The sequence below is a fragment of the Sandaracinobacteroides hominis genome, assembly GCF_016464365.1.
Taxonomy (GTDB): Bacteria; Pseudomonadota; Alphaproteobacteria; order Sphingomonadales; family Sphingomonadaceae; genus Sandaracinobacteroides; species Sandaracinobacteroides hominis.
On record NZ_JADCUC010000008.1, the window covers coordinates 82,346 to 103,690 of the forward strand.

Annotated in this window: 20 protein-coding genes; 11 read left to right on the plus strand and 9 right to left on the minus strand. The window is 64.0% G+C overall.

The window, feature by feature from the left end; genetic code table 11:
• Positions 1 to 10 precede the first annotated feature (10 nt).
• Positions 11 to 1,375, plus strand: a complete 1,365-nt coding sequence (locus IM784_RS15165; RefSeq protein WP_199556197.1) for a cryptochrome/photolyase family protein — start codon at positions 11 to 13, stop codon at positions 1,373 to 1,375.
• On the opposite strand, the gene IM784_RS15170 is transcribed toward IM784_RS15165, so the two are convergent.
• Positions 1,372 to 2,841: an undecaprenyl-phosphate glucose phosphotransferase gene (locus IM784_RS15170; RefSeq protein WP_199556198.1), complete on the minus strand. Its 1,470-nt coding sequence runs from the start codon at positions 2,839 to 2,841 to the stop codon at positions 1,372 to 1,374. The two genes, IM784_RS15165 and IM784_RS15170, sit on opposite strands and share 4 nt — an antisense overlap.
• 137 nt (positions 2,842 to 2,978) lie before the next feature.
• Between IM784_RS15170 and IM784_RS15175 the strand changes: the two genes are divergently transcribed.
• Positions 2,979 to 3,242: an XrtV sorting system accessory protein gene (locus tag IM784_RS15175; protein WP_199556199.1), complete on the plus strand. Its 264-nt coding sequence runs from the start codon at positions 2,979 to 2,981 to the stop codon at positions 3,240 to 3,242.
• A gap of 77 nt (positions 3,243 to 3,319) precedes the next feature.
• Here IM784_RS15175 and epsI read toward each other — a convergent pair whose 3' ends face one another.
• From epsI to IM784_RS15205, 6 genes are read right to left on the minus strand one after another with little or no spacing between them, the layout of a single operon-like run.
• Entirely contained in the window at positions 3,320 to 4,021 is a 702-nt protein-coding gene (epsI, locus tag IM784_RS15180; protein WP_199556200.1) for an exosortase-associated protein EpsI, V-type, read from the minus strand.
• Positions 4,005 to 4,895: an exosortase V gene (gene xrtV / locus IM784_RS15185; RefSeq protein ID WP_199556201.1), complete on the minus strand. Its 891-nt coding sequence runs from the start codon at positions 4,893 to 4,895 to the stop codon at positions 4,005 to 4,007. The genes epsI and xrtV overlap by 17 nt, the downstream gene beginning before the upstream one ends.
• Before the next feature lie 44 nt (positions 4,896 to 4,939).
• Positions 4,940 to 5,815: a hypothetical protein gene (locus IM784_RS15190; protein ID WP_199556202.1), complete on the minus strand. Its 876-nt coding sequence runs from the start codon at positions 5,813 to 5,815 to the stop codon at positions 4,940 to 4,942.
• Between the two features lie 3 nt (positions 5,816 to 5,818).
• Complete coding sequence (locus IM784_RS15195) at positions 5,819 to 7,219, minus strand: GNVR domain-containing protein (RefSeq protein WP_199556203.1); 1,401 nt, start codon at positions 7,217 to 7,219, stop codon at positions 5,819 to 5,821.
• Positions 7,220 to 7,231: 12 nt separating this feature from the next.
• Positions 7,232 to 8,053 carry a polysaccharide biosynthesis/export family protein gene (locus IM784_RS15200; RefSeq protein WP_199556204.1) on the minus strand — a complete coding sequence of 274 codons (822 nt, stop codon included), beginning with the start codon at positions 8,051 to 8,053 and terminating at the stop codon, positions 7,232 to 7,234.
• A 47-nt stretch (positions 8,054 to 8,100) separates the two neighbouring features.
• Positions 8,101 to 9,618, minus strand: a complete 1,518-nt coding sequence (locus IM784_RS15205) for an MtrB/PioB family outer membrane beta-barrel protein (protein ID WP_207791777.1) — start codon at positions 9,616 to 9,618, stop codon at positions 8,101 to 8,103.
• A 300-nt stretch (positions 9,619 to 9,918) separates the two neighbouring features.
• Between IM784_RS15205 and IM784_RS15210 the strand changes: the two genes are divergently transcribed.
• From IM784_RS15210 to IM784_RS15250, 9 genes are all read left to right on the plus strand, one after another.
• Positions 9,919 to 11,253: an AAA family ATPase gene (locus IM784_RS15210; protein WP_199556206.1), complete on the plus strand. Its 1,335-nt coding sequence runs from the start codon at positions 9,919 to 9,921 to the stop codon at positions 11,251 to 11,253.
• Between the two features lie 50 nt (positions 11,254 to 11,303).
• Positions 11,304 to 12,257: a glycosyltransferase gene (locus tag IM784_RS15215; RefSeq protein ID WP_199556207.1), complete on the plus strand. Its 954-nt coding sequence runs from the start codon at positions 11,304 to 11,306 to the stop codon at positions 12,255 to 12,257.
• 2 nt (positions 12,258 to 12,259) lie between these two features.
• A complete protein-coding gene (locus IM784_RS15220; protein WP_199556208.1) occupies positions 12,260 to 13,339 on the plus strand; it encodes a glycosyltransferase family 2 protein in 1,080 nt (359 codons plus the stop codon).
• A gap of 65 nt (positions 13,340 to 13,404) precedes the next feature.
• A complete protein-coding gene (locus tag IM784_RS15225) occupies positions 13,405 to 14,463 on the plus strand; it encodes a hypothetical protein (RefSeq protein WP_199556209.1) in 1,059 nt (352 codons plus the stop codon).
• Positions 14,464 to 14,595: 132 nt separating this feature from the next.
• Entirely contained in the window at positions 14,596 to 15,471 is an 876-nt protein-coding gene (gene rfbA / locus IM784_RS15230) for a glucose-1-phosphate thymidylyltransferase RfbA (RefSeq protein ID WP_199556210.1), read from the plus strand.
• Complete coding sequence (gene rfbC, locus IM784_RS15235; RefSeq protein WP_199556211.1) at positions 15,468 to 16,016, plus strand: dTDP-4-dehydrorhamnose 3,5-epimerase; 549 nt, start codon at positions 15,468 to 15,470, stop codon at positions 16,014 to 16,016. Before rfbA ends, rfbC begins: the two co-directional genes overlap by 4 nt.
• Positions 16,013 to 16,885, plus strand: a complete 873-nt coding sequence (rfbD, locus tag IM784_RS15240) for a dTDP-4-dehydrorhamnose reductase (protein ID WP_199556212.1) — start codon at positions 16,013 to 16,015, stop codon at positions 16,883 to 16,885. The genes rfbC and rfbD overlap by 4 nt, the downstream gene beginning before the upstream one ends.
• Positions 16,885 to 17,982, plus strand: a complete 1,098-nt coding sequence (gene rfbB / locus IM784_RS15245) for a dTDP-glucose 4,6-dehydratase (RefSeq protein WP_199556213.1) — start codon at positions 16,885 to 16,887, stop codon at positions 17,980 to 17,982. The genes rfbD and rfbB overlap by 1 nt, the downstream gene beginning before the upstream one ends.
• Before the next feature lie 13 nt (positions 17,983 to 17,995).
• Positions 17,996 to 19,015 carry a putative bifunctional lysylphosphatidylglycerol flippase/synthetase gene (locus tag IM784_RS15250; protein ID WP_199556214.1) on the plus strand — a complete coding sequence of 340 codons (1,020 nt, stop codon included), beginning with the start codon at positions 17,996 to 17,998 and terminating at the stop codon, positions 19,013 to 19,015.
• Positions 19,016 to 19,480: 465 nt separating this feature from the next.
• On the opposite strand, the gene IM784_RS15255 is transcribed toward IM784_RS15250, so the two are convergent.
• Both IM784_RS15255 and IM784_RS15260 read right to left on the minus strand, forming a co-directional pair.
• Complete coding sequence (locus IM784_RS15255) at positions 19,481 to 20,011, minus strand: Dps family protein (protein WP_199556215.1); 531 nt, start codon at positions 20,009 to 20,011, stop codon at positions 19,481 to 19,483.
• Positions 20,012 to 20,073: 62 nt separating this feature from the next.
• Positions 20,074 to 21,315 carry a DUF3011 domain-containing protein gene (locus IM784_RS15260; RefSeq protein ID WP_199556216.1) on the minus strand — a complete coding sequence of 414 codons (1,242 nt, stop codon included), beginning with the start codon at positions 21,313 to 21,315 and terminating at the stop codon, positions 20,074 to 20,076.
• Between the last annotated feature and the right edge of the window lie 30 nt (positions 21,316 to 21,345).

The window sequence follows — 21,345 nt, forward strand, 5'->3', positions numbered from 1 at the left end:
GACAGGCGGGATGGCTGCACCACAGATCGTCTGGTTTCGCAACGACCTTCGCCTTTCGGATCAGGCGGCTTTGCGGGCTGCGGCGGAGGCGGGGCCGATCGTTCCGGTGTTTGTGCTGGACGAGGAATCGCCGGATATCCGGCCCATGGGCGGCGCATCCCGCTGGTGGCTGCACCATAGCCTTTCGGCGCTGGATGCCAGCTTGCGGAAGCGCGGCGGGCGGCTGTTGCTGTTGCGGGGGCGGGCGGCGGCGCTGCTGGCGCAGCTTGCCGAGCGAATCGGCGCCGGCGCCGTCCATGCTATCCAGCAGGCCGAGCCCTGGTGGCCGGGCCTTGAGGCGGAGGTCCCGCGGCTTCAGCTCCACCTTGGGCAGACTCTTGTTCCGCCCGGGCTTTTGCACACGAAGACAGGTGGAAGGTTTCGCGTCTTCACGCCCTTTTGGCGGGCGTTGAACGAATGGGGTGACCCGCCGCTGCCCGCTCCGGCACCTGCGGAGCTGGTTTTTGCGCCGCTGCCGGACGGAGAAGCGCTGGCCGACTGGGAACTGTTGCCATCGCATCCGAACTGGGCGTCGGGGTTTGGCGACTGGACCCCGGGCGAAGCCGGGGCGCTGGGCATGCTGGAGGATTTTCTGCCTCGGCTGCGCGGATATGCCGTTGCCCGGGATTTTCCCTCGCAGGAGGGGACATCCCGCCTGTCGCCGCACCTGCATTTCGGAGAGATCTCGCCGGCCCAGGCCTGGCATGCAGCGCTTGCCCATGCCGGGCCAGATGCGGAGGCCTGGCTTCGCCAGCTGGCGTGGCGCGATTTTGCGCAGGAGACGCTGGGGCAGTTTCCGGACACGGCGAGCCGCGCCCATCGCGACGAGTTCGAGCGGATGCCGTGGACGGAGGTGACGAGCAAGGAGGGCGCCGCGCAGCTGGCGGCCTGGCAGTGCGGGCGGACTGGCTATCCGCTGGTCGATGCCGGGATGCGCCAGCTTTGGGAGACGGGGTGGATGCACAACCGGGTGCGGATGGTGGCGGCCAGCTTCCTTGCCAAGCATCTGCTGATCGACTGGCGACATGGCGAGCGCTGGTTCTGGGACACGCTGGTGGATGCCGACCTCGCCAACAATGGCATGGGCTGGCAGTGGGTGATGGGCTCGGGCGTGGACAGCGCGCCCTACTTCCGGATTTTCGCGCCACTGCGGCAAAGCGCGAAGTTCGATGCGGCGGGCTATATTCGCCGCTGGGTGCCAGAGCTTGCCGGGTTTGAGGACGGCGCCATGCATGGGCCGTTTCCCGACGGCCCGAACGGCTATCCGCCGCCGATCATCGCGCATGGGTTCGCCAGAGAGCGGGCGCTGGCGGCCTATGCGAAGTTGAAGGCCTAAAAGGCGTTCTTTGGGAAAAGCACGGCGAGCACCGTGCGCAGCAGGATGTAAATGTCGAACGGCACCGACCAGTTCTCGATATAGTAGAGGTCATATTCGAGGCGCTTCACCAGCTTGTCCTCGGTGTCCGTCTCGCCGCGCCAGCCGCACACCTGCGCCCAACCGGTGATGCCGGGCTTTACCTTGTGTCGAGCGGCGTAGGTCTGCACGACCTCGTTGAAGAGCCGGCCTGCCGCCCGGGTGGACGGTGCGTGCGGCCGCGGCCCCACCAGCGACATGTCGCCCTTCATGACGTTGAACAGCTGCGGCAGTTCGTCGATCGAGGTTGCGCGGATGATCCTGCCGACGCGCGTGACGCGCTTGTCGTCACGGGTGGCCTGTTGGATTCCGTCGGTCTGCCCCATTTCGTGGGTCATCGAACGGAATTTCAGCACGTCGAATCGCTGGTTATTGAACCCCTCGCGCGGCTGCCGGAAGAAGATGGGGCCCGGTGAATCGAGCTTCACAGCGATTGCCGCCAGCAGCATGACCGGCCAGATGAAGAACAGGATGATGCCGGTGAAGAGCAGGTCCTCGGCGCGTTTCACGATGGCGTCGGTGCCGGAAATCGGCCGCTCGAACAGCGTGATCACCGGCATATCGCCCAGCAGCACCAGCGGGCGATGGGCGAAGGCGAAGTTTGCGAGATCGGGCGCCAGCCGGATCCGAACCGGCGTCAGCGCCAGCTTCTGCACGACCTGCTGGATTCGCGCCTCTGCAGACCATGGGAGCGCCACGATAACCTGATCGATCAGCCCGTCGCGGATCATGGCGACAAGATCCTCGGATGTTCCGAACACCGGCAGATCGTCGACGATAACCGGGACGCGGCCATCGCGTCGGTCGTCGAAGAAGCCGACCAGGCTGATCGTCAGCTTGCTGTTGCCGCGGATATAGTGCGCCAGCTTCTGGCCTTGTGCTGCGGCGCCATAGATCGCCACGCGGCTGTTGAAGATGCCCTGCCCTTTCAGCCGTCGGATCCACAAGGTCATCGCCGCGCGGGAACCGGCCAGCATCACGGCTGCCGTTACGAACCAGGTCAGTGCCCAGCCGCGCGAGAAATCTTCGGAGACCTTCAGCAGGAAGCCGATGGTGACCAGGAACAGCCCGGTTACCACCCACGACGCCAGCACCCTTTGCCATGCGACGCGCAGCGAGAAATGCGAATCCACGTCGTAGGTGCCCATGATCTCGGCAACGAGCGCAAAGATCAGTGCACCGGCGAGCATCGAACGGCCGTAGATGGCGGCATGCCCGGCGCCGACGATCTCTGCCCACAAGGAAAGCGAAACCACGCCAGCCAGGATGACGGTGAGGAATTCGACGACCCTGACCGCAAACACGACAAGATCGATCGGCACGGTGGTATGCCCGTGCCCTACCTCGCCCGCGGCCTGCGGCCTGCCCCTGCCGTCCATGTCGTTCATGCCGCCAGCCGGCCAAATCGACGGCGCAAGCGCCGTTCATCATCTTCGGCATCTTGCGAATGGCCGAATACCCATGCAAGGCTCTGCCCCGCCGGCAGTGTAGCGGACGCCGGATTCCGGAGGGGGAGTGGTGGCGTATGGAAACTGTTTACGACTGGGTTACGGTGGGGATCTTTGCAGGACTGATCGTCTTGTTCCTGCAGCGCTCCGTTGGCCCGCAGCGCGATCAGATGTGGCCCTATTTCGCGGCCTCGGTCGCCTGTGCGGTAATCAACCAGGTCGGCAACAAGGCCATCGACGACAGCAATATGCTGCTGCACGTTGTTTCCATTGGCGGAATTGCGGCGATCCTGGCTTTCATCCAATATTTCCTGAAGCCCTTCGGCAAGGAAGGGGAATAGCAAGGACGGCAAGGCTGGGCTGACGGCGCGGCCGCCGGCATCGCCGCTTTCACGCCCCCATTGCTGCCTACCTGCCTTCATGTCCGACCCTTGATAGCAGCTGCGAGCGGGCGACCGACGAGCGCCGGCAGGGCGGCCGGGGCGGTAGCGTCCAGCATTTCCTTGGCGAAACGCTGCAGGGATTCGAAAGTTCCGGCGCTGGGATCTCCCACGGTGGACAGCCGGACCAGCACGCCATCGGCGATGTTTCCGGCCAGTTCGTTGCGCAGCTTCATCAGCCGCTGTTCGCCGGATGAAGCCGGCAGATAGTCACCGATGCGCGTCCAGTACAGGATCGGCTCCGTGCGATCGTTGCTGGTGGCCACCAGTTCGCGCGCGGGCAGGACGGAAGGTGGCGCAACCGGAATTTCCACCCGCTCTGCCCTGCTGATCTCGAAGCCGACCGCCGTGTAGCAAACTTCCGGGCGGTGCAGCTGGAGTTGATCCGACTGCGTACTGCCATAGGCAATGACCATCATCACCGGCAGTTCCGTGCTGGACAGGTAGAGACGGCTTACGGTCTGGTCGTAGAGCTGGGCGGAAAGCGTGCCTTCCTGCGCCTCCGGCAGAATGACGGCGTTGGAGGGGGTTACGTGCCAGCTTCCGATGGTGAGCGGCACTGCCTCTTCCAGTTTCTTGTCACCAAGCAGGTTGAGACGATTGCGCGGCGTCAGCGCGAAAGCCCCGCCCGCAGCCGCGATCAGCGGCAGCCCCAGAACAAGTTCACGCCGCCGTATCAAGGGATTTCTCCGTATCTTCACGCGTCAGGTGGCGCCGGATGGGCGACAGGATCTTGTCCAGGAGGAAGATCAGCAGCAGCGCCGAGACGAAGGTCACGATGCCGGCGAAATCGTGCAGATAGCCCTGTGCCACCTCGTTCCCCGCATAATAGGTGAGCAACACCAGAATCACCACGCGCACCACGTTTGCGGCAATGGCGATCGGCAGCAGGAACATCAGCAGCAGCAAGGAATAGCGCCACGAGGCATTGTGCATCAGGTAGATGTAGAACAGGCCGACCGCTGTGAGGCTGATCAGCGAATTGAGGCCCGCGCAGGCATCCTCCACCAGCAGCTGATACTGGGCGATGTAGAGTGTCACGCCCACCTGTGCGATCGGATATCCCAAAGCCGATAGCAGGGTGGTGACGATGTCGGAAACCAGTATCTTCAGCGGCTGGGTTATGCTGTCCATGAGCCAGCCCGGCAGCGGCACCAGGAAGAGCAGATACACGATCGGGAACCACAGTTTCATCAACACCTTGTGCCCGACAAAGGCGTAGGCGACCGCCAGCAGTGCCAGCAGCAAGGCGCCAACCTCTATGATGAGGAAGTTGAAGGCGCGGCCGAAGGTGTAGAGGATGCAGCCCAGCAGCAGGACGGGAACCGCCAGCGCCATGTTGCCTGGGCGTGCTTCGGCGATGATCTCGTCCCAATTGCGCCAGACAAGCCATACGGCCGTGGCAAGCACGAGAGGCCCGTGCACGCCGGATTCCTGGGTCCAGCTCTGCGTCGCCATGGCGTACAGGGTTGGAAGCACCGTCACCAGCAAGGCGATGGTGAGCACCGGATAGCGCCGGGCATGATCCAGCCACCCTGTCTTGGCGATTGGCATGGTTACGGTCATTCCCCAGAACTCCCGGACCTCAAGCTGAAGCTTCAGTCATACTCGTTGAGGACGGAGCCAATGACCGTCGCACGCGATGCAGCGAGCTGCGCGGACAATACCTGTACATCCTTGATGAAGCTGTGATTGCGCCGGGCGACGACCAGGGCATAGCCCAGAACACCCGCCACCGTCAGGGCATCGGCATTCTCGTTGGTGGCAGGCGTGTCGAACAGCGCCACGTCATGCTGTCGCAGCAGGATATCGACGCCGGTACGGAAGCGGGCACCCGACAGCAGTTCCTGCGGGCGCGCGACCGGCGGGCCCGCCGGCACCACCGACAGGTTCGGCAGGACGTTCTGGTACACCACCCGCTCGGGTCGGTTCACATCGAGCGACAGATAGGAAGACAGGCCAGGACCATTGGGATCAATGCCGAAGACGGCGTCGACGCGCGGGTTGCGGAGGTTGGCGTCGACCAGCAGGGTCTTTATGCCGACCTGGGAGAGTGCAGCTGCAAGGTTGGCGGCGATATAGGTCGCACCGGAGCCGTCCGTTGCGCCGGTTACGGCAAAGGCGCGCCTGCCGGCACCGACATGCTGGGCAATGATCTGCGTTCTGAGCAGCCGCATGGCTTCGGCCCGCGGGCTCGCCGGATCGGACAGCACGATAAGCTCGTCCGAAAGGGCGGCCGACGGTGCCAGCTGGAGAGCGAGGCTGCCCTGAACGGCACGGCGGGCGACTGCGACATCGCCCTCGGTGGCTAGGGACAGTGCCACGGCTGCCTCATCGAAAGGCAGCCCCGTCTTTGCCTGGTATTCGCTGACCACACGCGCCTGCTCGTCGGTGAGGGCGCCGGTCTGCAAAAGCGAATCCGTCGCCCCGGTATCGGCGGCAGCGAGGCGCTGGCTGGTCTCGATGTCGTTCATGGATCAGATCGCCTGCAATTCGCCGTCGCCCGCATCGGGGTCTCGACGGCCAAGTAGTTTCTGGATGCGCTGACGCAGCGGCGACGGCGCCGCTGCACCCACGGTAACGAGCACCGGCACGCCGGAAGCGAAGGAAAGATCCTCATGGCCGCGCACCCGGCGGGCTATGAATTCGGCAATGAGCGCCGCCAGTACGCCCAAACCGAAACCGAACAGGGCCGAAAGTGCCACGATCAGGTTCACCTTGGGATAGGAGGGCGAGCGCGACGCCTGCGGATCGCCCATGACCACCAGGCCGGCTTCGGATTGGTCAGCCTGCAGCCGCAGCTGGTCGGTCCGGGCAAGGGCTGCTTCATATTGCTGCCGCTTGAGATCCACTTCCCGGCTCAGCCTGAAAAGCTCGTCGAGGACGGGCTTGCGATCCAGCACGAGTTTGGATTGCGCTGCGACCTGCTTTTCCAACTCACCGATCGACTGGCGAACCGCACCGGATTGCGCCGACACCCCGGCCGCCGACTTCGAGCGGGCAATGTTGATCTGCCGCTGCAACGTATTCCGGCGTGCAAGTATCGATTTGTAGGTAGGGTGTTCCGGCCCGAGGCGGGCCCCCGCCAATGCGAGTTCGTCCTCGATGCTGGCAAGCTGCACCTGCAGCTGGTCAGCAACCGGATCGCTGGCAAGCCGAACAGTGACCGCCGCGTCGGTGGCGCTTTGCGCCCCTTGCGCCTGCTGCAGCGCGGCCTGCAATGCAGAAAGCTTCGCGGATTCGCTATCGACCCCGCCCACCAGAATGATGTTGTTCTTGACCATGAAGGCCGACAGATCGCGCTCTGCGGTTGACAGGGCCTCCCGCGACTTGTCGGTCTGCTCCCGGAACCAGTCCCCCGTCCGGCCGGCGCGGTCGGTACGCAGGCGGAGGGATTCGTCGATATAGGCTTCGCGAATAAGGGCGACGATGGCCTTTGCCCGATCCGGATTGTCGGCCTGGTAGCGGATCTCCAGGATGTTCGAACCTGAGACCATGCCGGATTCGGTATTGTCGATGATCTGCTGGCCCAGCCATGCCCGGATCCCGCCATCCGCCGCTGTCCGGCCAGAGGCTTCGTAGGCCGCGATCATTGCCGGATCGTTGGCAAGTCCAAGCTTGTCGACCACGGCCCCTGCCACCCGCATGTCGCGGATGACGAGCATCTGCGTGCCGAGATAGCCGCGGTCGTTGCGGCCGCCCAGTGCTTCGCCGGTAACCGGGTCGGACTTGATGTCCAGAAGGACGCGCGCCGTGGCCGGATACCGCTTAGGCAGGAGCATGGCGATCGTCGTCGCAACGACCATGCAGGCCAGGGTGGCGGCAAGGATCAGTTTCCACCTTGCCAGGAGGATTCGCAGGAACTGGATGATACTCATCTCGGGGTGCTCCTAGAACAGCCGCTCGCGGACATTGATGATGTCGCCAGCCTCCAGCTTCGTCTGCTGGTCGGCATCGGTTTCCTTGCCAGTCCCACGTTTCAGGCCGACCTTGCCGGAAGAACCGGTGGGGCCAACCCCGCCGGCGGTCGCGAGCAGTTCGGAAACGGTCATGCCCGTCTTCAACGGATAGGTCCCGGGCCGTGCGACAGCTCCGGTAAGATATACCAGTTCGGCATCCGCCACATAGATCGTGTCACCGGCATCCAGCGTCACATCCGAGGTTGTGCCGCGCGCCAGCTCCTTCGAATTGATGCGGAGATCCTTGCCGTCGGCCTTGCGGATGGTGATGAATTCAGAGCCGGCATCCTGCACCCATCCCGACATCAGCAAGACGTCGAGCAGGCGGTTCGAGCGATCGAGAGGCACGAGACCCGGGCTGCCAACCTTGCCGGCGACGCGAACGTAGCGGCTGTTGTACTGGCTGACCTCGATATTGACGATCGGATCCTTGAGATAGTTGCCCGCCTCCAGCCGGCGCGTGATCTCATCTGCCAGCGTGATCACAGTCTTGCCCTGTGCCTGAACCTTGCCGATCAGGGGCATCACGATGGACCCATCCGGCTTCACACGCGTCTGAACATTGAACTCGCTCTGGCCATACACCACCACGGTTATGGCGTCGTTGGGGCCGAGAATATAGGCCGGAGAACCGTTTTGCGCAGCCGCAGGCACGCCGCAGAGCGAGAACAGCGCTGCGGCCATCCCCGCCAGCAGGGTGCGAAAGGGCGTTGCGCCGAGGCGCATAGCGGTAGTGCAAAACCTGTCGATCATGGCTGCCATTCCTGCCACTCCAAAATGTTTACCCGACATCGAACGCATCAGAATCGCGCCCGGATGCCGAGGAGGATACTGTTCTCATCATAGCTGTATCCGCTGGGATCCGACGAACGCTTTTGATGGTTAAGGTCCAGGCTGAACGAGAATATCTTGCTCATGCTGTAGTCCGCCCCGACAAAGTATCTCCGCGACTTGGAGGATCTTACGGCCTCGGTCTCGGGCAACTGTTCCAGCCCCCGATAGTCGGAGTTGGAGGTGGCGATCCCGCCTGCAACGGACATACGGTCGTTCAAGCGATAGTTTACCGACGTGTTGAAGAATGTGCCGATGGAATAGTTGGCAGAACCGCCTGCACCGCCGCTGACACTGCGGCCGGTGGAAATGCCCGCACCGATCCGCGGGCCGGAATAGTTCATCGACACGTTCCAGGTCGTTCCGGAAAATGCCGAGGAACCGGGCACATTCGTGCGCACTTCCGATTTACCGACCGACCCGCTGGCGCTGAGGGACGAGCCGACCCGATAGGCGGCGAATACGCTGCCCGACACGATTTCGTTGCGGTTGCTGCCACCCGTCGGCAACAGCTGATTGGGGTATCTGTTCTTGCTCCAACTGCCCTGCAGGCCCACCTGGCCGCGCGCGCCGACCGCATAACCGATGTTGGCGCCAAAGTGATTGGAATTGACATTGGCAAAGCTGCGATCGACCTCGTTCAACGGGTCATGGGTGTGGTTAGTCGCATTGCTATAGCCATAGGAAAGACTGCCGGAGAGCCCTCCGGGCGTCCGGCAGGTCGCGCTGGCACCAAGGGACACCCGCTCCTGTTCGGAGGGAATCACCTCCTCGAATGTTCCCAGCTGCGTGCCGCGATTGCTGTATCCCGCCTTCAAATTGCCGCCGCAACGGTTGCCCAGCGAGAGCGACGCGCCGCCGCCGACATTCAGGTTGTTCGAATTCAGCATCGTGTTGCGGGCAAAATACTGGCGTCCGATGCTGCCACTGAGGAACACCGTCTGCCGCCCCAGATCGCGACTCATGTTGACAGCGACCGTCGGGCGGAAAATCCAGTCATCCTTGCTGGTGTAGCGGCCGCCGACATCATCGTCTCCGGAAACGCGGGCAATGTTATCGCTATATTCCGTTATCAGGCTGCCCGATATCCGGAACCCCAGCCCCCCCAGAACACCAAGCCCGGCAAAGACCGGCGCATCATCGCCGAAGACGCGATAGGGATCCGAGGTAACCCCCGTGGGCGCCGTAGTGGATGCCACCTGCCCGGGAATGACCGGAGGCAGCGGGACAACCTGCGCAGCGGCCGGCGCCAGGCCGACCAAAGCTGCTCCAAACAGGCCAATTCCGGCGAGTGTCTTCAAGCCGCTTTCACCCACTGCCCAACGCGATGCCACCAGATCGACCCTCCTCCAGAACCCGGCCCGAATACACCGGGCAGCTCGCCTGTGCGCATCCCGGCTTCGGCTTAGCGTTAACCCCTGAGCCTCGGCAATAGTCGCTTTCGCACATGCGGCATACCGCCCCTTGCGGCAAAACCGAAGAACCATTGCAGCTTCCTTAGCGATGCTCCTATCTCAAATCAAAAGATTGGCGTGTCAAATGAAGGCGAAAGATTGTTACATGCGGTCGTTATGGGCTATGGCCGGCGCGGCTGCCATGGCAACAGGCAAGCTCGAGCCGGATCGTGCGAGCCTTGACGGATCGTATGGTCTGCGAGGAATACAAGGGACGGGAGCTGCCGTGGAGGGTCGGAGTTTGCTGGTGTTCGGAGTGCCGTGCCTGCCCCAGTTCCCGCCCCGTCATCACCGACTTGGCCCCTGCCAGTTCGGCCTGTGGAAGTTGATCGCATGATTTTTCGACGCGAGAAGAGCCCGCAGGAACGGGATGCCCTGGAACGGCTCGGCCGCCCGACCATAGGCAGGCATCAGCCCGATTCTCCGGCAGATCCCAGCCTTCCACGCTTTGCCGTGGCCGCCACCGATGATCTCGGCGATGCGGCGCTGGGCATGCTGGAGCAATCCCCCGGACGCGCACGGCTGGCGCTGGCGGACGCCCTTTCCGCCTCGCAGCCTGTCACGTCTCGCGATCGCTTTGCCGGCCGGCAGGATGTGCTGGGCGCCTTGATCGCGGCGATCGAGCAGCAGCGGGCGCATGTGGTGCTTTATGGAGAGCGGGGAATCGGCAAGACCAGCCTGGTGCATGTGTTTGCCGAGACAGCTCGTGAGGCCCATTATCTCGTCCTCTATGGCAGCTGCGGTGTCGAGGCGCGGTTCGACGACATGTTCCGCACCTTCGCGTCGGAGATTCCGCTGCTCTATCACAGCGGGGTTTCCCCGACCGCCGACGAAGGTGAGCATAATCGCAGTTTCGCCGACCTGCTCGACCCCGGTCATGTCGATCCGCGCGAGCTTGCCGACCTGTTCCAGAAGATTGTCGGGACGCGCGTTCTGCTGGTCCTCGACGAGTATGACCGTGTTTCCGATCCTGCGTTCCGGCGGAATGTGGCGGAACTCATCAAGAATCTGTCCGATCGCGCCGCCCGTGTGCAGCTGGTGCTGACCGGCGTTGCATCGAATCTGGACGAGCTGATCGGTTTCACCCCGTCGATCCGGCGGAACATCGTCGGGCTGGCCGTGGGGCCCATGGCCGAGCCGGAGCTTCGCGAGATCCTGCGCCGGGCGGAGGATGCGACCGGCCTTCTCTTTGCGCCTGACGCCCGCTCGCTGATCATCCGGATGTCGGGCGGTTCGCCCTATTTCGCTCGCCTGCTCGGCAACCGCGCGGCTGGCCGGGCGCTCGACGAGAAGCGGCAGACCGTCGGCGAGGCCGATGTTATTGCCGGGACGGAGGCCGTTCTCGCCGAATGGAACGCCGGGCTGCCGCGTCGGGTGCAGGTGATCCTGCAGCGAGCAGAAGTCCGTGCCGCCTGGAATGTGCTGATCGCTGCCTCGCGCGCCTCGGGCACGCCGGACGGGTGGTTTGGCGTGCATGATGTGGCGGCCGAGGCCGGTTCGCCGGACATCAAGGGCATCACCCGCACGCTGGACGGCCTGACAGGCGAGATCGATCTGTTCGATCGCGAGAGCGCAGACGGTGCGCCGGAGCCGCGTTACCGGTTCCGGACTCAGGGCGTTGCCCAGTTGCTGGGCCTTTCCGCTGCCCTTGCCCGGGCAGGGAGATAGCCATTCGTGCTTCTGGCCCGGTGCCCAAGATGAACGCTCCCCGGCTCGGAATGCCGAGATTGAGAGGAGGCGACGACGTGCTCCGGGAGGATCCGGGGCTTCCGCGCGTTTCCGTGATCATCCCGCATTTCAACACCCCGGAACTGCTGGTGAAGTGCCTGCAGGCCGTTGCCTCGCAGGCGTTGGATCACGGCTGGTTTGAAATCATCGTGGTCGACAATGGATCGCGCATGCCCATGCGGCTGATCGAGGCGGCATGGCCCGGCGTTCGCTTCTTGCTGCAGAGGGAGCCGGGCCCCGGCCCGGCGCGCAACATGGGTGTCGCCCATGCGCGTGCCGACGTGCTGGCCTTTGTCGATGCCGATGTCCGGGTTGCTCCGGGCTGGCTGCAGGCCGGACTGAAGGCGGTGGGAGACCAGGAGCTTGCACTGGTGGGTGGCGATGTGCGGATCGATGTGGGCGACCGGAAGCGGATGACCGACGTGGAGGCGTTCGAGTCGGTGTTTTCCTTCCGGCAGAAGGCCTACATCAAGAAGAAACATTATTCGGTCACGGCCAACATCATCATGACACGCGCCGTCTTTGACAGGGCCGGGCCGTTCGACGGCATCAACATGCCCGAGGATCGCGCTTTTGGCGAACGGGCCTATGCGATGGGCATCAAGACCCGCTATGCCCCGCGCATGCTGGCCTTTCACCCTGCGCGCCGCGATTTCGAGGAAATGCGCAGCAAATGGACCCGCCTGTCCCAGCAGGCTTTCTCGGCGCAGATGGAAAAGGGCCGCCCGATCCTGCTGTGGAAGCTTCGCGCCGCGGCGGTTGCGGCATCCGGACTTGTGCATGCGCCGCAGATGCTGGTGTCGCGGCGGGTGTCCGGCCTCGGCAACCGCTTTCGTGGACTTGGTTTTCTGCTCAAACTACGTTGGCTTCGCGCGCTTGACATGCTGGAGATCGCGAGCAAAGCGCGGGCTGGCGAGCAGCTTATCGTGAACTGGAACAAGTAACAGTGAACGACCTGAAACCTTCCCACCGACAATATCAGGGCACAACGGTTCAATCCGCTCAGGATCGGAATGCCAGGCTGGCGGTCATCGTCATCAACTGGAACCGCTGGTCGGACACGCTGGAATGTCTGGAATCGCTGCTCCGCTGCGACACGCGGGTGCGCGTGGTGATCGTCGACAACGGCTCCACCGACGGGTCGATCGACCGGCTGAAGGCCTGGGCTTCCGGCGAGGAACCCTATGAAGCGCCGATGGGGCCGCTCCGGCGCTTTACCAACCCGGCACTGCCGAAGCCGGTGAACCTGCGCGTGATTGCCGCCGACGAGATTGCCACGGCACGCCCGGGAGACGAGCAGATCGCCGTGCTGGCCGTGGGCGAGAACCGGGGTTTCTCGGGCGGCAACAACATCGGCATGCGCTTTGCGCTGGGCGACGCGGCAATCGCCTATTGCTGGTGCCTCAACAACGACACCGTGGTCGATCCTGCCGCCCCGGGAGCTCTCGTCGCGCGCATGAATGCCACCCACAAGGTCGGCATGTGCGGCACGCAGGTCCGTTACTATCATCGCCCGGGCGTGTGGCAGGCGTTGAACGGCCAGCGCTTCCACCTGCTGACCGGCAGCAGCAAGAGCATTTATCTGAACCAGCCGGTGACGCGGCCGTTCGATCCGCGCAAGGTGGCGCGCGAGACCGATTTCGTTCTGGGTGCGTCGCTGGCTGTCAGCCGCGCCTTTCTGGAGACCGTCGGATTCATGGAGGAAAGCTATTTCCTCTATTTCGAGGAGATGGACTGGTCGGTCCGCAACAGGGGGCGCTTTGCGATCGCATTTGCCCATGGTGCCATCGTCTATCACAAGGAAGGTGGCTCGATCGGCTCGTCGGCCAAGAAGGGCCAGCGCTCCGAAGCGTCGGAATATTATCTGATGCGCAGCCGGCACAAATTCTATCGGCGAAATTTTCCGCTGTTGTGGCCGTTGCAGTTTCCGCTGTCGATGGCCCTCATCGTACGCCGCCTCTTCCGGCGGCAGCCACAAAAGGCCGCTGTGATGACCCGGGCGATGCTCGGGATGTCGCGAGAGTAAGCAACCGGAAAGCTGACCGGGCATAATCGAGACAGGCAGAACAACCAGGCAGGGACACCCATCACATGAACACCAACAGCAACAACATGGCGTTCGGCGCATCCGGCGGAGCCGGGAAACTGCGCGCATTGCTCCTTGTGGCGACCGCCGCCCTCGCGCTTGCCGGCTGCGACAAGCTGGGCATCGGCGGGAAGAGCGACGCTCCCAAGGGTCAGGTTGTGGCCACGCTGGACGGCCAGGAAATCACTGTCCTGGAAGTGAATGCCGAACTGGCAGGCACCCCGATCCCGCCCAACATGGTGCGGCGCGATGCCGAAAAGCTGGCGCTGGAGAACATCATCACCCGCCGGATGCTGGCGAAGCAGGCCGAAGAGCGGGAGCTGAACAAGAAGCCGGAATTCCTGTTGCAGGAACGCCGGGCTGTCGAGCAGCTGAAGGTCCAGTCGCTGGCGCGCGACATTGCGGCGAAGGTGGTTCCGCCGACGCGCGACGAAGCCGAGAAGTTCATCGCCGAGAACCCCTCGATGTTCAACGAGCGCAAATTCTTCATTCTCGACCAGATCCAGTTCCTGCGGCCCGACAATATCGAGAAGCTGGGCTTTGAAAGTGCCAAGACGATGGAGGCGGTCGAGCAGATCCTGACCGCCAACAAGATCCAGTTCCGCCGCCAGCCGGCCTCGCTGGATGCGCTCTCTGCAAACCCGGCGTTCGTTCGCGAGGTGAGCAAGGTGCTTGCGGCCAATCCGCAGGAACTGTTCATGTTTGCCAGCCGTCCGCAGGGTGCGCCGGCGCCTGTGGTGCTGGTGAACCAGGTGAAGGACACCCGTATCCAGCCGTTCACCGGCGACAAGGCGCGCGAGTTCGCCACCAATTATCTGCGCAACGAGCGCATCCAGAATGCGCTGCGCAAGGAAGTCGAAGCACAGCAGAAGTCGCAGAAGGAACGGGTGGTGTTCCAGCCCGGCTGGGAGCCGGCGGCCAAGAAGGCAGCTGATCCCAAGGCATTGGCGGGCACCAATCCGTCTGGGCCGGCGGCGCCCGAAGCCCTCAAACTGCCGTCGCACGAAGGCGCGGCGCCTGCCGCTGCGCAAGAGCCGGCACCGGCACCGGCACCGGCAGGCTGAAGCGGCGAGGCAGGAGAACAGGACTGAGGCGGAAGGACGCGGCTGCTGTCGTGACTTCCGCCTTGACCTTGCCGAACCTATTGGATGGCATGGGCCGGCACGACCGGGCAAGATGCCGGAAGGATTGAATGCATGCGGAAGGGAATAATCCTCGCCGGCGGGTCGGGGACACGGCTTTACCCGCTTACGCGGCCAGTCTCGAAGCAGTTGATGCCCGTCTATGACAAGCCGATGATCTATTACCCGCTGAGCGTGCTGATGCTGGCGGGGATTCGCGAAGTTCTGATCATCACCACGCCGGCCGACCAGGCCGCCTTCAGGGGGCTGCTGGGGGATGGATCGCAGTGGGGCCTTGCCATCCAATATGCAGTCCAGCCGGAGCCCAAGGGGCTGGCGCAAGCCTATCATATCGGGGCGGACTTCGTCGGCTATGGCCCGTCTGCCCTGATTCTCGGCGACAACATCTTCTATGGCCATGGGCTGCCCGAGCTGCTGCAGCGCGCTGACGGGCGGACGGATGGATCGACGGTGTTCGGATATTGGGTGAAGGATCCCCAGGCCTATGGCGTCGTCAGCTTCGATGCCCAGGGCCGGGCGGAGACGATCGAGGAGAAGCCCGCCAAGCCGCGGAGCAATTTTGCCGTTACCGGGCTCTATTTCTACGATGGCAATGCCGTGGAGCTGGCGAAGCAGGTTAAGCCCTCGGCGCGCGGCGAGCTGGAGATCACCGATCTCAACCGCCTCTATCTGGAGGCCGGCAAGCTGAACGTCGAGCTGATGGGGCGCGGCTTCGCCTGGCTGGATACCGGGACGCATGCCAGCCTGCTCGATGCCGCGCTCTACGTCCGCATCATCGAGGAACGGCAGGGATTGAAGGTCTGCTGCCCGGAGGAGATCGCCTGGAGGCAGGGCTTTATCGACGATGCCGGCCTGGCCGCCGTCGCCGAGCCGCTGCGGAAGTCGGGCTATGGCGAATATCTGCTGAGCCAGCTGGAACGCGGCAAGTGAAGGTTGAGCCGCTCGCCATTCCGGAAGTGAAGCTGCTGACGCCGCGCGCCTTTGGCGACGAGCGCGGCTTTTTCCTGGAAAGCTTCAATGCCCGGGTTTTCGCCGATGCCGGGCTGCCGACCGAATGGACGCAGGACAACCACAGCCGTTCGGTGCGCGGGGTGTTGCGCGGGCTGCACTATCAGCTTGTCGAGCCGCAGGGGAAGCTGGTGCGGGTCACGCGGGGCGCCGTGTTCGATGTCGCGGTTGATATCCGGCGCGCGTCTCCGACCTTTGGGCAATGGGTGGGGGCCGAGCTTTCCGACCGTAACTTTGCCATGCTTTATGTGCCGCCCGGTTTCGCCCACGGTTTTGTCGTGCTGAGCGAGGTTGCGGATTTCTGCTACAAGTGCACGACGATGTGGAACCAGCCGTCGGACCGCTCGCTGCGCTGGAACGATCCGCAGATCGGTATCGCGTGGCCGCTGGACGGCATCGGCGAGCCGCAGCTTGCGGCGAAGGACGCCGGTGCGCCGTTCCTGGCTGAGGCGGAGACGTTCGAATGAAGGTGCTGATCGCGGGCTCTGCCGGACAGTTGGGGCGGGCGCTGCAGGCTACCGCCCCCGCGGGCACCGAGATCCTTGCGCCACCGGAGGCGGATTTCGATATCCTCGATGCAGCCAAGGTTTCGGCACTGGTGCAACGCACGCGGCCCGATCTCGTCATCAACGCCGCTGCCTATACCGCCGTCGACAAGGCCGAGAGCGACCGCGACACGGCCGAGGCGGTGAACGGAACGGCGGCCGGCGGACTTGCGGCGGCGGCTGCAGCCATCGGCGCGCGCACAGTCTATGTTTCGACCGATTTCGTCTTCGATGGTCTTTCGCCCACGGCCTATCTGCCGGACAGCACGCCCGCTCCGATCGGCGTCTATGGCGAAACCAAGCTGTCGGGTGAGCGGCAGGTGGCGGCTGTACATCCCTCGCCGCTGATCCTGCGCACGGCCTGGGTCTATGCGGCGGAGGGCAATAATTTCGTCCGCACCATGCTGCGCCTGATGGGCGAGCGCGACGAGCTGCGGGTCGTCTCTGATCAGATCGGCACGCCGACCCATGCCGCCAGCCTGGCGCGGGCGATCTGGGCGCTGGATGCTGCCGGTGCCCACGGCATCCATCACTGGACCGACGCCGGCGTTGCCAGCTGGTATGATTTTGCCGTTGCAATTCGCGACGAAGCGACGGCCGCCGGCCTGCTCGATCGCGCGGTTGCAGTTGTGCCGATCAAGACCAGCGACTATCCAACCCCGGCGAAGCGCCCGGCCATGAGCCTGCTCGACAAGAGCAGCAGCTGGGCAATCACCGGCCCCGCCGCCCACTGGCGGGCCGAATTGAAGGCAGCGCTTGCCGAGATGGTGGAATTGCGGAAGGACAGCTGATGGCTTCATTGCTGGTTACGGGGGGCGCGGGCTTCATTGGCTCCAACTTCGTCGCCCACTGGACGGCGACGCACCCGGAGGATCGGGTGACGGTGCTGGACCTGCTGACCTATGCCGGCAATCGTGCCAACCTGGATGGCATGCGGGCAGAGCTGGTGGTGGGCGATATCCGTGACGAGGCGCTGGTTGCCGAGCTGGTGGACAGCCGCGATGTCGATACCCTTGTCCACTTCGCAGCCGAGAGCCATGTCGACCGCTCGATCGTGGGCCCGGATGCCTTTATCGAGACGAACGTGCTGGGCACCCATGCGCTGCTGAAAGTGGCGCGCAAGAAGTGGGCCGGCACCGGAAGGCCGCACAGGTTCCACCATGTCTCGACCGACGAAGTCTATGGAACGCTGGGCCCGAACGACCCGGCTTTCTCGGAAGAGACGCCCTATGCGCCGAACTCGCCCTATTCGGCGTCGAAGGCCGCATCGGACCATCTCGTTCGGGCCTATCATCACACCTATGGGCTGCATACGACGACGTCGAACTGCTCCAACAACTATGGGCCGTTCCATTTCCCGGAAAAGCTTATCCCGCTGTTCATCATCAATGCCCTGCACGGCCGAAACCTGCCGATCTATGGCGATGGCATGCAGGTGCGGGACTGGCTGCATGTGGAGGATCATTGCCGGGGTATCGCCGCCGTGCTGAAACATGGACGGGTGGGTGAAACCTATAATATCGGCGGCGGGGCGGAGCTTCCGAACATCCGCGTGATCGATACGCTGTGCGCCGCAGTGGACTCCGCCTTTGCCGCCAATCCGGCTCTCGCGCAGCGCTTTCCCGATGCGCCCGCTGCCAAGGGCCTGCCTACGTCCACGCTGAAGACCTTTGTTGCGGATCGTCCGGGCCACGACAGGCGTTACGCCATCGATTGCCGCAAGGCGATGACCGAGCTGGGCTATAGCCCGAAGCACAGCTTCGAGAGCGGATTTGCGCAGACCCTGGGCTGGTATCTGGATCATGAGAGCTGGTGGCGCGGCATCCTGGACGGCAGCTATCTCGAATGGGTTGAGACGAACTACGGTAACCGCCAGACGGCGGCCTGACCGGAGTGCTAAAATGAAGCTCGATCCGCGCCTGGAGCGGCTGATCGGATGGGTGCGGGTTCACCAGACCTGGCTGACCATGCTGCTGATGGCGGTGGTGCTGGGGTTTGCGAGCCTCGCGCTGCTGGAGATCCTGCGGGATATCAGGGTAGAGGATGTCCTTGCCGCTTTTGGCAGGATCACGCCGCATCAGATCCTTCTCTCGATCGGGCTGACCGCGCTCTCCTTTTTCGTGCTCAGCTTCTATGACGTGTTGGGCCTCCATGCGATCGGCAAGCCGCAGCGCTATTGGCGTGCGGCGCTGGGCAGTTTTACCGCCTATAATCTCAGCCACAATCTGGGCTTCGCGCCGATTACCGGAGCTGCCGCGCGTTGGCGCGCCTATCGCGGCACCAACCTGGACGCTGCCGACATTGCCCGCCTTGTGGTCATTGCCGGCGTGACCTTCTGGCTGGGCATCTTCCTGATGCTGGGCGCGTTCTTGATCGCCTTTCCCGGGGCACTGCGGGTGCATGACAACAGCCTGCCCTATTATTCGCAGGCAGCGATCGGTGCCGTGGTGCTGGCAGGCATCGGCGGCTATCTGGTGGCGTGTGCGCGGCAGACCGGCCCGATCAACATATTGGGCTGGACGCTGCCGGTGCCGACGCTGAAGCAGGCGCTGATCCAGTTTTCGCTGGCTGCCACCGACATCGCGATTGCCAGCGCCGCCCTGCTGGTGCTGCTGCCGTCGGAGACCTGGTTCCATTATCCGGATTTCCTGGTGGCTTATGTGGTGGCGGTGGTGGTCGCCCTCCTCACCCATGCGCCGGGCGGCATCGGCGTGTTTGAGGCGGTGATTCTGGTGACACTGCCGGAAGTGGACAAGCCATCGCTGGTGTCGGCGCTGATCCTCTATCGGATGATCTATTATTGGGGGCCGCTGCTGCTGGCGCTGATGCTGCTGGGGCTGAACGAGTTGCGCCTGTTGCGGAATCCGCCCGTTCAGGAAGGCGACAGGGACGAGCGTATAGTCAGCAGCGATATCCTCTGACCCCCTTTCGGCGCCACGAGCCAAGGCTCTGGCGCCGAAGTTTTGGCCGAAGGCGGCCGAAGCTGGCGCGGAGCGCTAGCCTTCGGACTCGCCGAAGGCCCGGCCGGCAGGGCGTGGGCGAACGCCCACTAACCCGTCCGACGAGCGGGCGTTCAGCCGAAGGCTGACCTTCGGAGCGCCCGCTTCCTTCTTTTCTGTTGCGTGGCGTATCCGCTTCCGGACTCGTCGGCTTAGCCGACGGCCGGATGCGGGTGGGGGCGTTGGTGGGGGGAGCGGCCGGCGGCAAAGCCGCCGAGTCCGCTTGGGGTTCAAGTCAGGAAGGAAGAACGCAGGCAAAGCCTGCGCCGTCGGACTGGCCGCGGCTGGAGAGCCGCGACTCAGCCGGCCGTGCGGGGCCGCGAGTCCGCGGGCCTTCAAAAAATCGCTTCGCAATTTTTCTCCAGGCCGCGGCCGCTCGATGATTGCTTACGCAATCATCGCCCGCAGCATCCACGCCGTTTTCTCATGCACCTGCATCCGCTGCGTCAGCAAATCCGCAGTCGGCTCATCCGAAGCATCATCCGCCAGCGCAAACACCGAACGCGCCGTCCGCACCACCGTCGCCTGATCGGCCGCCAGCTCGGCCACCATCTGGTCGGCCGAAGGCGTGCCGACCGCTTCCTTCACGACCGCCAGACGTGCGAAATCCGAGTAGCTGCCCGGCGCATAGGCCCCCAGCGCGCGGATGCGCTCGGCGATTTCGTCCACTGCCAGGCCCAGCTCGGTATATTGCGTCATGAACATCGCGTGCAGCGTGTTGAACTGGGGGCCGGTGACGTTCCAGTGATAATTATGGGTCTTCAGATAGAGCGTGTAGGTGTCGGCCAGCAGCCGCGACAGCCCTTCGGTGATGGCGGCGAGCTTGGCCGCCGGGATACCGATGTCCAGCGCCTGCGCCGAAGGGACGGCCTTCTTCACCTTCTTCTCCGGCGTCTTCTTCACACTCTTCGTTGCCATCTTGCTTGCCCTTTCCTGTTATGCCGTCCGCTATAGGGGCGCATGCCGATCGACGCCAAGCCTCACCTGACGTCGAATGCCGTCACCTTGCTGCCGGTTGCGCGGCAATCCATCGTCACCTGCCTCGTCTGCTGCGGATAGGTGGCAGTGATCCGCGCCAGGATCATCCAGCCGTCGCCCGAGCGACTGGCAGTATCCAGCGTATCCAGCCGCACCCTGGTGCCGCCGGTGGCGCCGATCTGACGGGCGGCCTCCTTCATGCAAGCCTCTCCCGAAACGCGCGCGTCGGAGGGGAATTTGCCGAGATCTGCATCCAGCTGCGCGACATTTGACGAGTTCGAGGAGCTGTTGCTGCTCTTGCCGGCAGCTGCCAGCAGCGCCACCAGCCCGGCCGCAAGCGCCACGCCACCGATCACCGCGCCGGTGTTGGAGCCACCGCTGCTGCCGCCTGAGGTGTCGCCGGTGACATTGCCATAGCCATAGCCGAAGCGGGCCTGGCAGCCGTTATCGACCCAGATGCTGTTGCGGTCATAGCCCCAGCTGCGGCCGCGGGTGCAGCTGGAGGACGAGAATTGCCGCAGCATTTCGACCCGGTTATTGGTGTTCACCGAGCAGCGCCGATAGCGGTTATCGTCTGACCGGCATTCCGTCTGCCCGGCGAAGCCCTGGTTGTTGCCACCGCCCCAGCCGCCCCCGGAGCCGCCATCATAATTGCCATAGCCGTAGCCGAAACGGGCCTGACAGCCCTGGCGGACGATGATGGAGTAGCGATCGTAGCGCCAGGTCGATCCCTGGCGGCAACTCGCACTGCTGTATTGCTGCAGGAGCTGCACGCGCCCGCCGGTGTTCGCGGAGCAGCGCTCCTCGCGGTTGTCGCGGCTGCGGCAGGTGACCTCGCCGGCGAAGCCCTGGCCGTTGCCGCCGCCCCAGCCACCGCCGGAACCGCCGCCCGAGCCGCCACCCCAGCCACCGCCGGAACCGCCGCCCTGATAGACCATCGCCTCAAAGGTGCCGCCGCAGCCGTCGGAAACGCGAATCTGGTTTCCGACGCGCCGCCAGGTATCGCCCTCGCGACAGCGGCCGCTGCGGTCGGGACCGATGAAGGTGACCGACTGGGTGTTGCGCGGCAGGTCGCAGCTGCGTGTCTGGTTGCCGCTGGAGTAGCAGTTCACACGGAAAGGTTCGGCGCCATATTGTGCGGCGGCGGGCGCCATGGCCAGCAAAGGAACCGGCAAAGGTGCCAGCTGTGCCGCCACCAGCGACAGGGCCGCGCCCCAACTCATCGACTTGTCCGGAAAAGCCATGCATTTCATCCCCATATATGCCGATGGCCA

What these genes read in the sequence shown, in the direction of transcription:
- IM784_RS15200 (WP_199556204.1), bottom strand. Translation starts at nt 8,053, where the DNA reads ATGATCGACAGGTTTTGCACTACCGCTATGCGCCTCGGCGCAACGCCC.
- IM784_RS15190 (WP_199556202.1), bottom strand. Translation starts at nt 5,815, where the DNA reads ATGAACGACATCGAGACCAGCCAGCGCCTCGCTGCCGCCGATACCGGG.
- rfbD (WP_199556212.1), top strand. Translation starts at nt 16,013, where the DNA reads ATGAAGGTGCTGATCGCGGGCTCTGCCGGACAGTTGGGGCGGGCGCTG.
- IM784_RS15210 (WP_199556206.1), top strand. Translation starts at nt 9,919, where the DNA reads ATGATTTTTCGACGCGAGAAGAGCCCGCAGGAACGGGATGCCCTGGAA.
- IM784_RS15255 (WP_199556215.1), bottom strand. Translation starts at nt 20,011, where the DNA reads ATGGCAACGAAGAGTGTGAAGAAGACGCCGGAGAAGAAGGTGAAGAAG.
- IM784_RS15250 (WP_199556214.1), top strand. Translation starts at nt 17,996, where the DNA reads ATGAAGCTCGATCCGCGCCTGGAGCGGCTGATCGGATGGGTGCGGGTT.
- IM784_RS15225 (WP_199556209.1), top strand. Translation starts at nt 13,405, where the DNA reads ATGAACACCAACAGCAACAACATGGCGTTCGGCGCATCCGGCGGAGCC.
- IM784_RS15260 (WP_199556216.1), bottom strand. Translation starts at nt 21,315, where the DNA reads ATGGCTTTTCCGGACAAGTCGATGAGTTGGGGCGCGGCCCTGTCGCTG.
- IM784_RS15215 (WP_199556207.1), top strand. Translation starts at nt 11,304, where the DNA reads ATGCCGAGATTGAGAGGAGGCGACGACGTGCTCCGGGAGGATCCGGGG.
- IM784_RS15165 (WP_199556197.1), top strand. Translation starts at nt 11, where the DNA reads ATGGCTGCACCACAGATCGTCTGGTTTCGCAACGACCTTCGCCTTTCG.
- IM784_RS15170 (WP_199556198.1), bottom strand. Translation starts at nt 2,841, where the DNA reads ATGAACGACATGGACGGCAGGGGCAGGCCGCAGGCCGCGGGCGAGGTA.
- xrtV (WP_199556201.1), bottom strand. Translation starts at nt 4,895, where the DNA reads ATGCCAATCGCCAAGACAGGGTGGCTGGATCATGCCCGGCGCTATCCG.
- IM784_RS15175 (WP_199556199.1), top strand. Translation starts at nt 2,979, where the DNA reads ATGGAAACTGTTTACGACTGGGTTACGGTGGGGATCTTTGCAGGACTG.
- IM784_RS15195 (WP_199556203.1), bottom strand. Translation starts at nt 7,219, where the DNA reads ATGAGTATCATCCAGTTCCTGCGAATCCTCCTGGCAAGGTGGAAACTG.
- IM784_RS15205 (WP_207791777.1), bottom strand. Translation starts at nt 9,618, where the DNA reads ATGGTTCTTCGGTTTTGCCGCAAGGGGCGGTATGCCGCATGTGCGAAA.
- rfbB (WP_199556213.1), top strand. Translation starts at nt 16,885, where the DNA reads ATGGCTTCATTGCTGGTTACGGGGGGCGCGGGCTTCATTGGCTCCAAC.
- rfbA (WP_199556210.1), top strand. Translation starts at nt 14,596, where the DNA reads ATGCGGAAGGGAATAATCCTCGCCGGCGGGTCGGGGACACGGCTTTAC.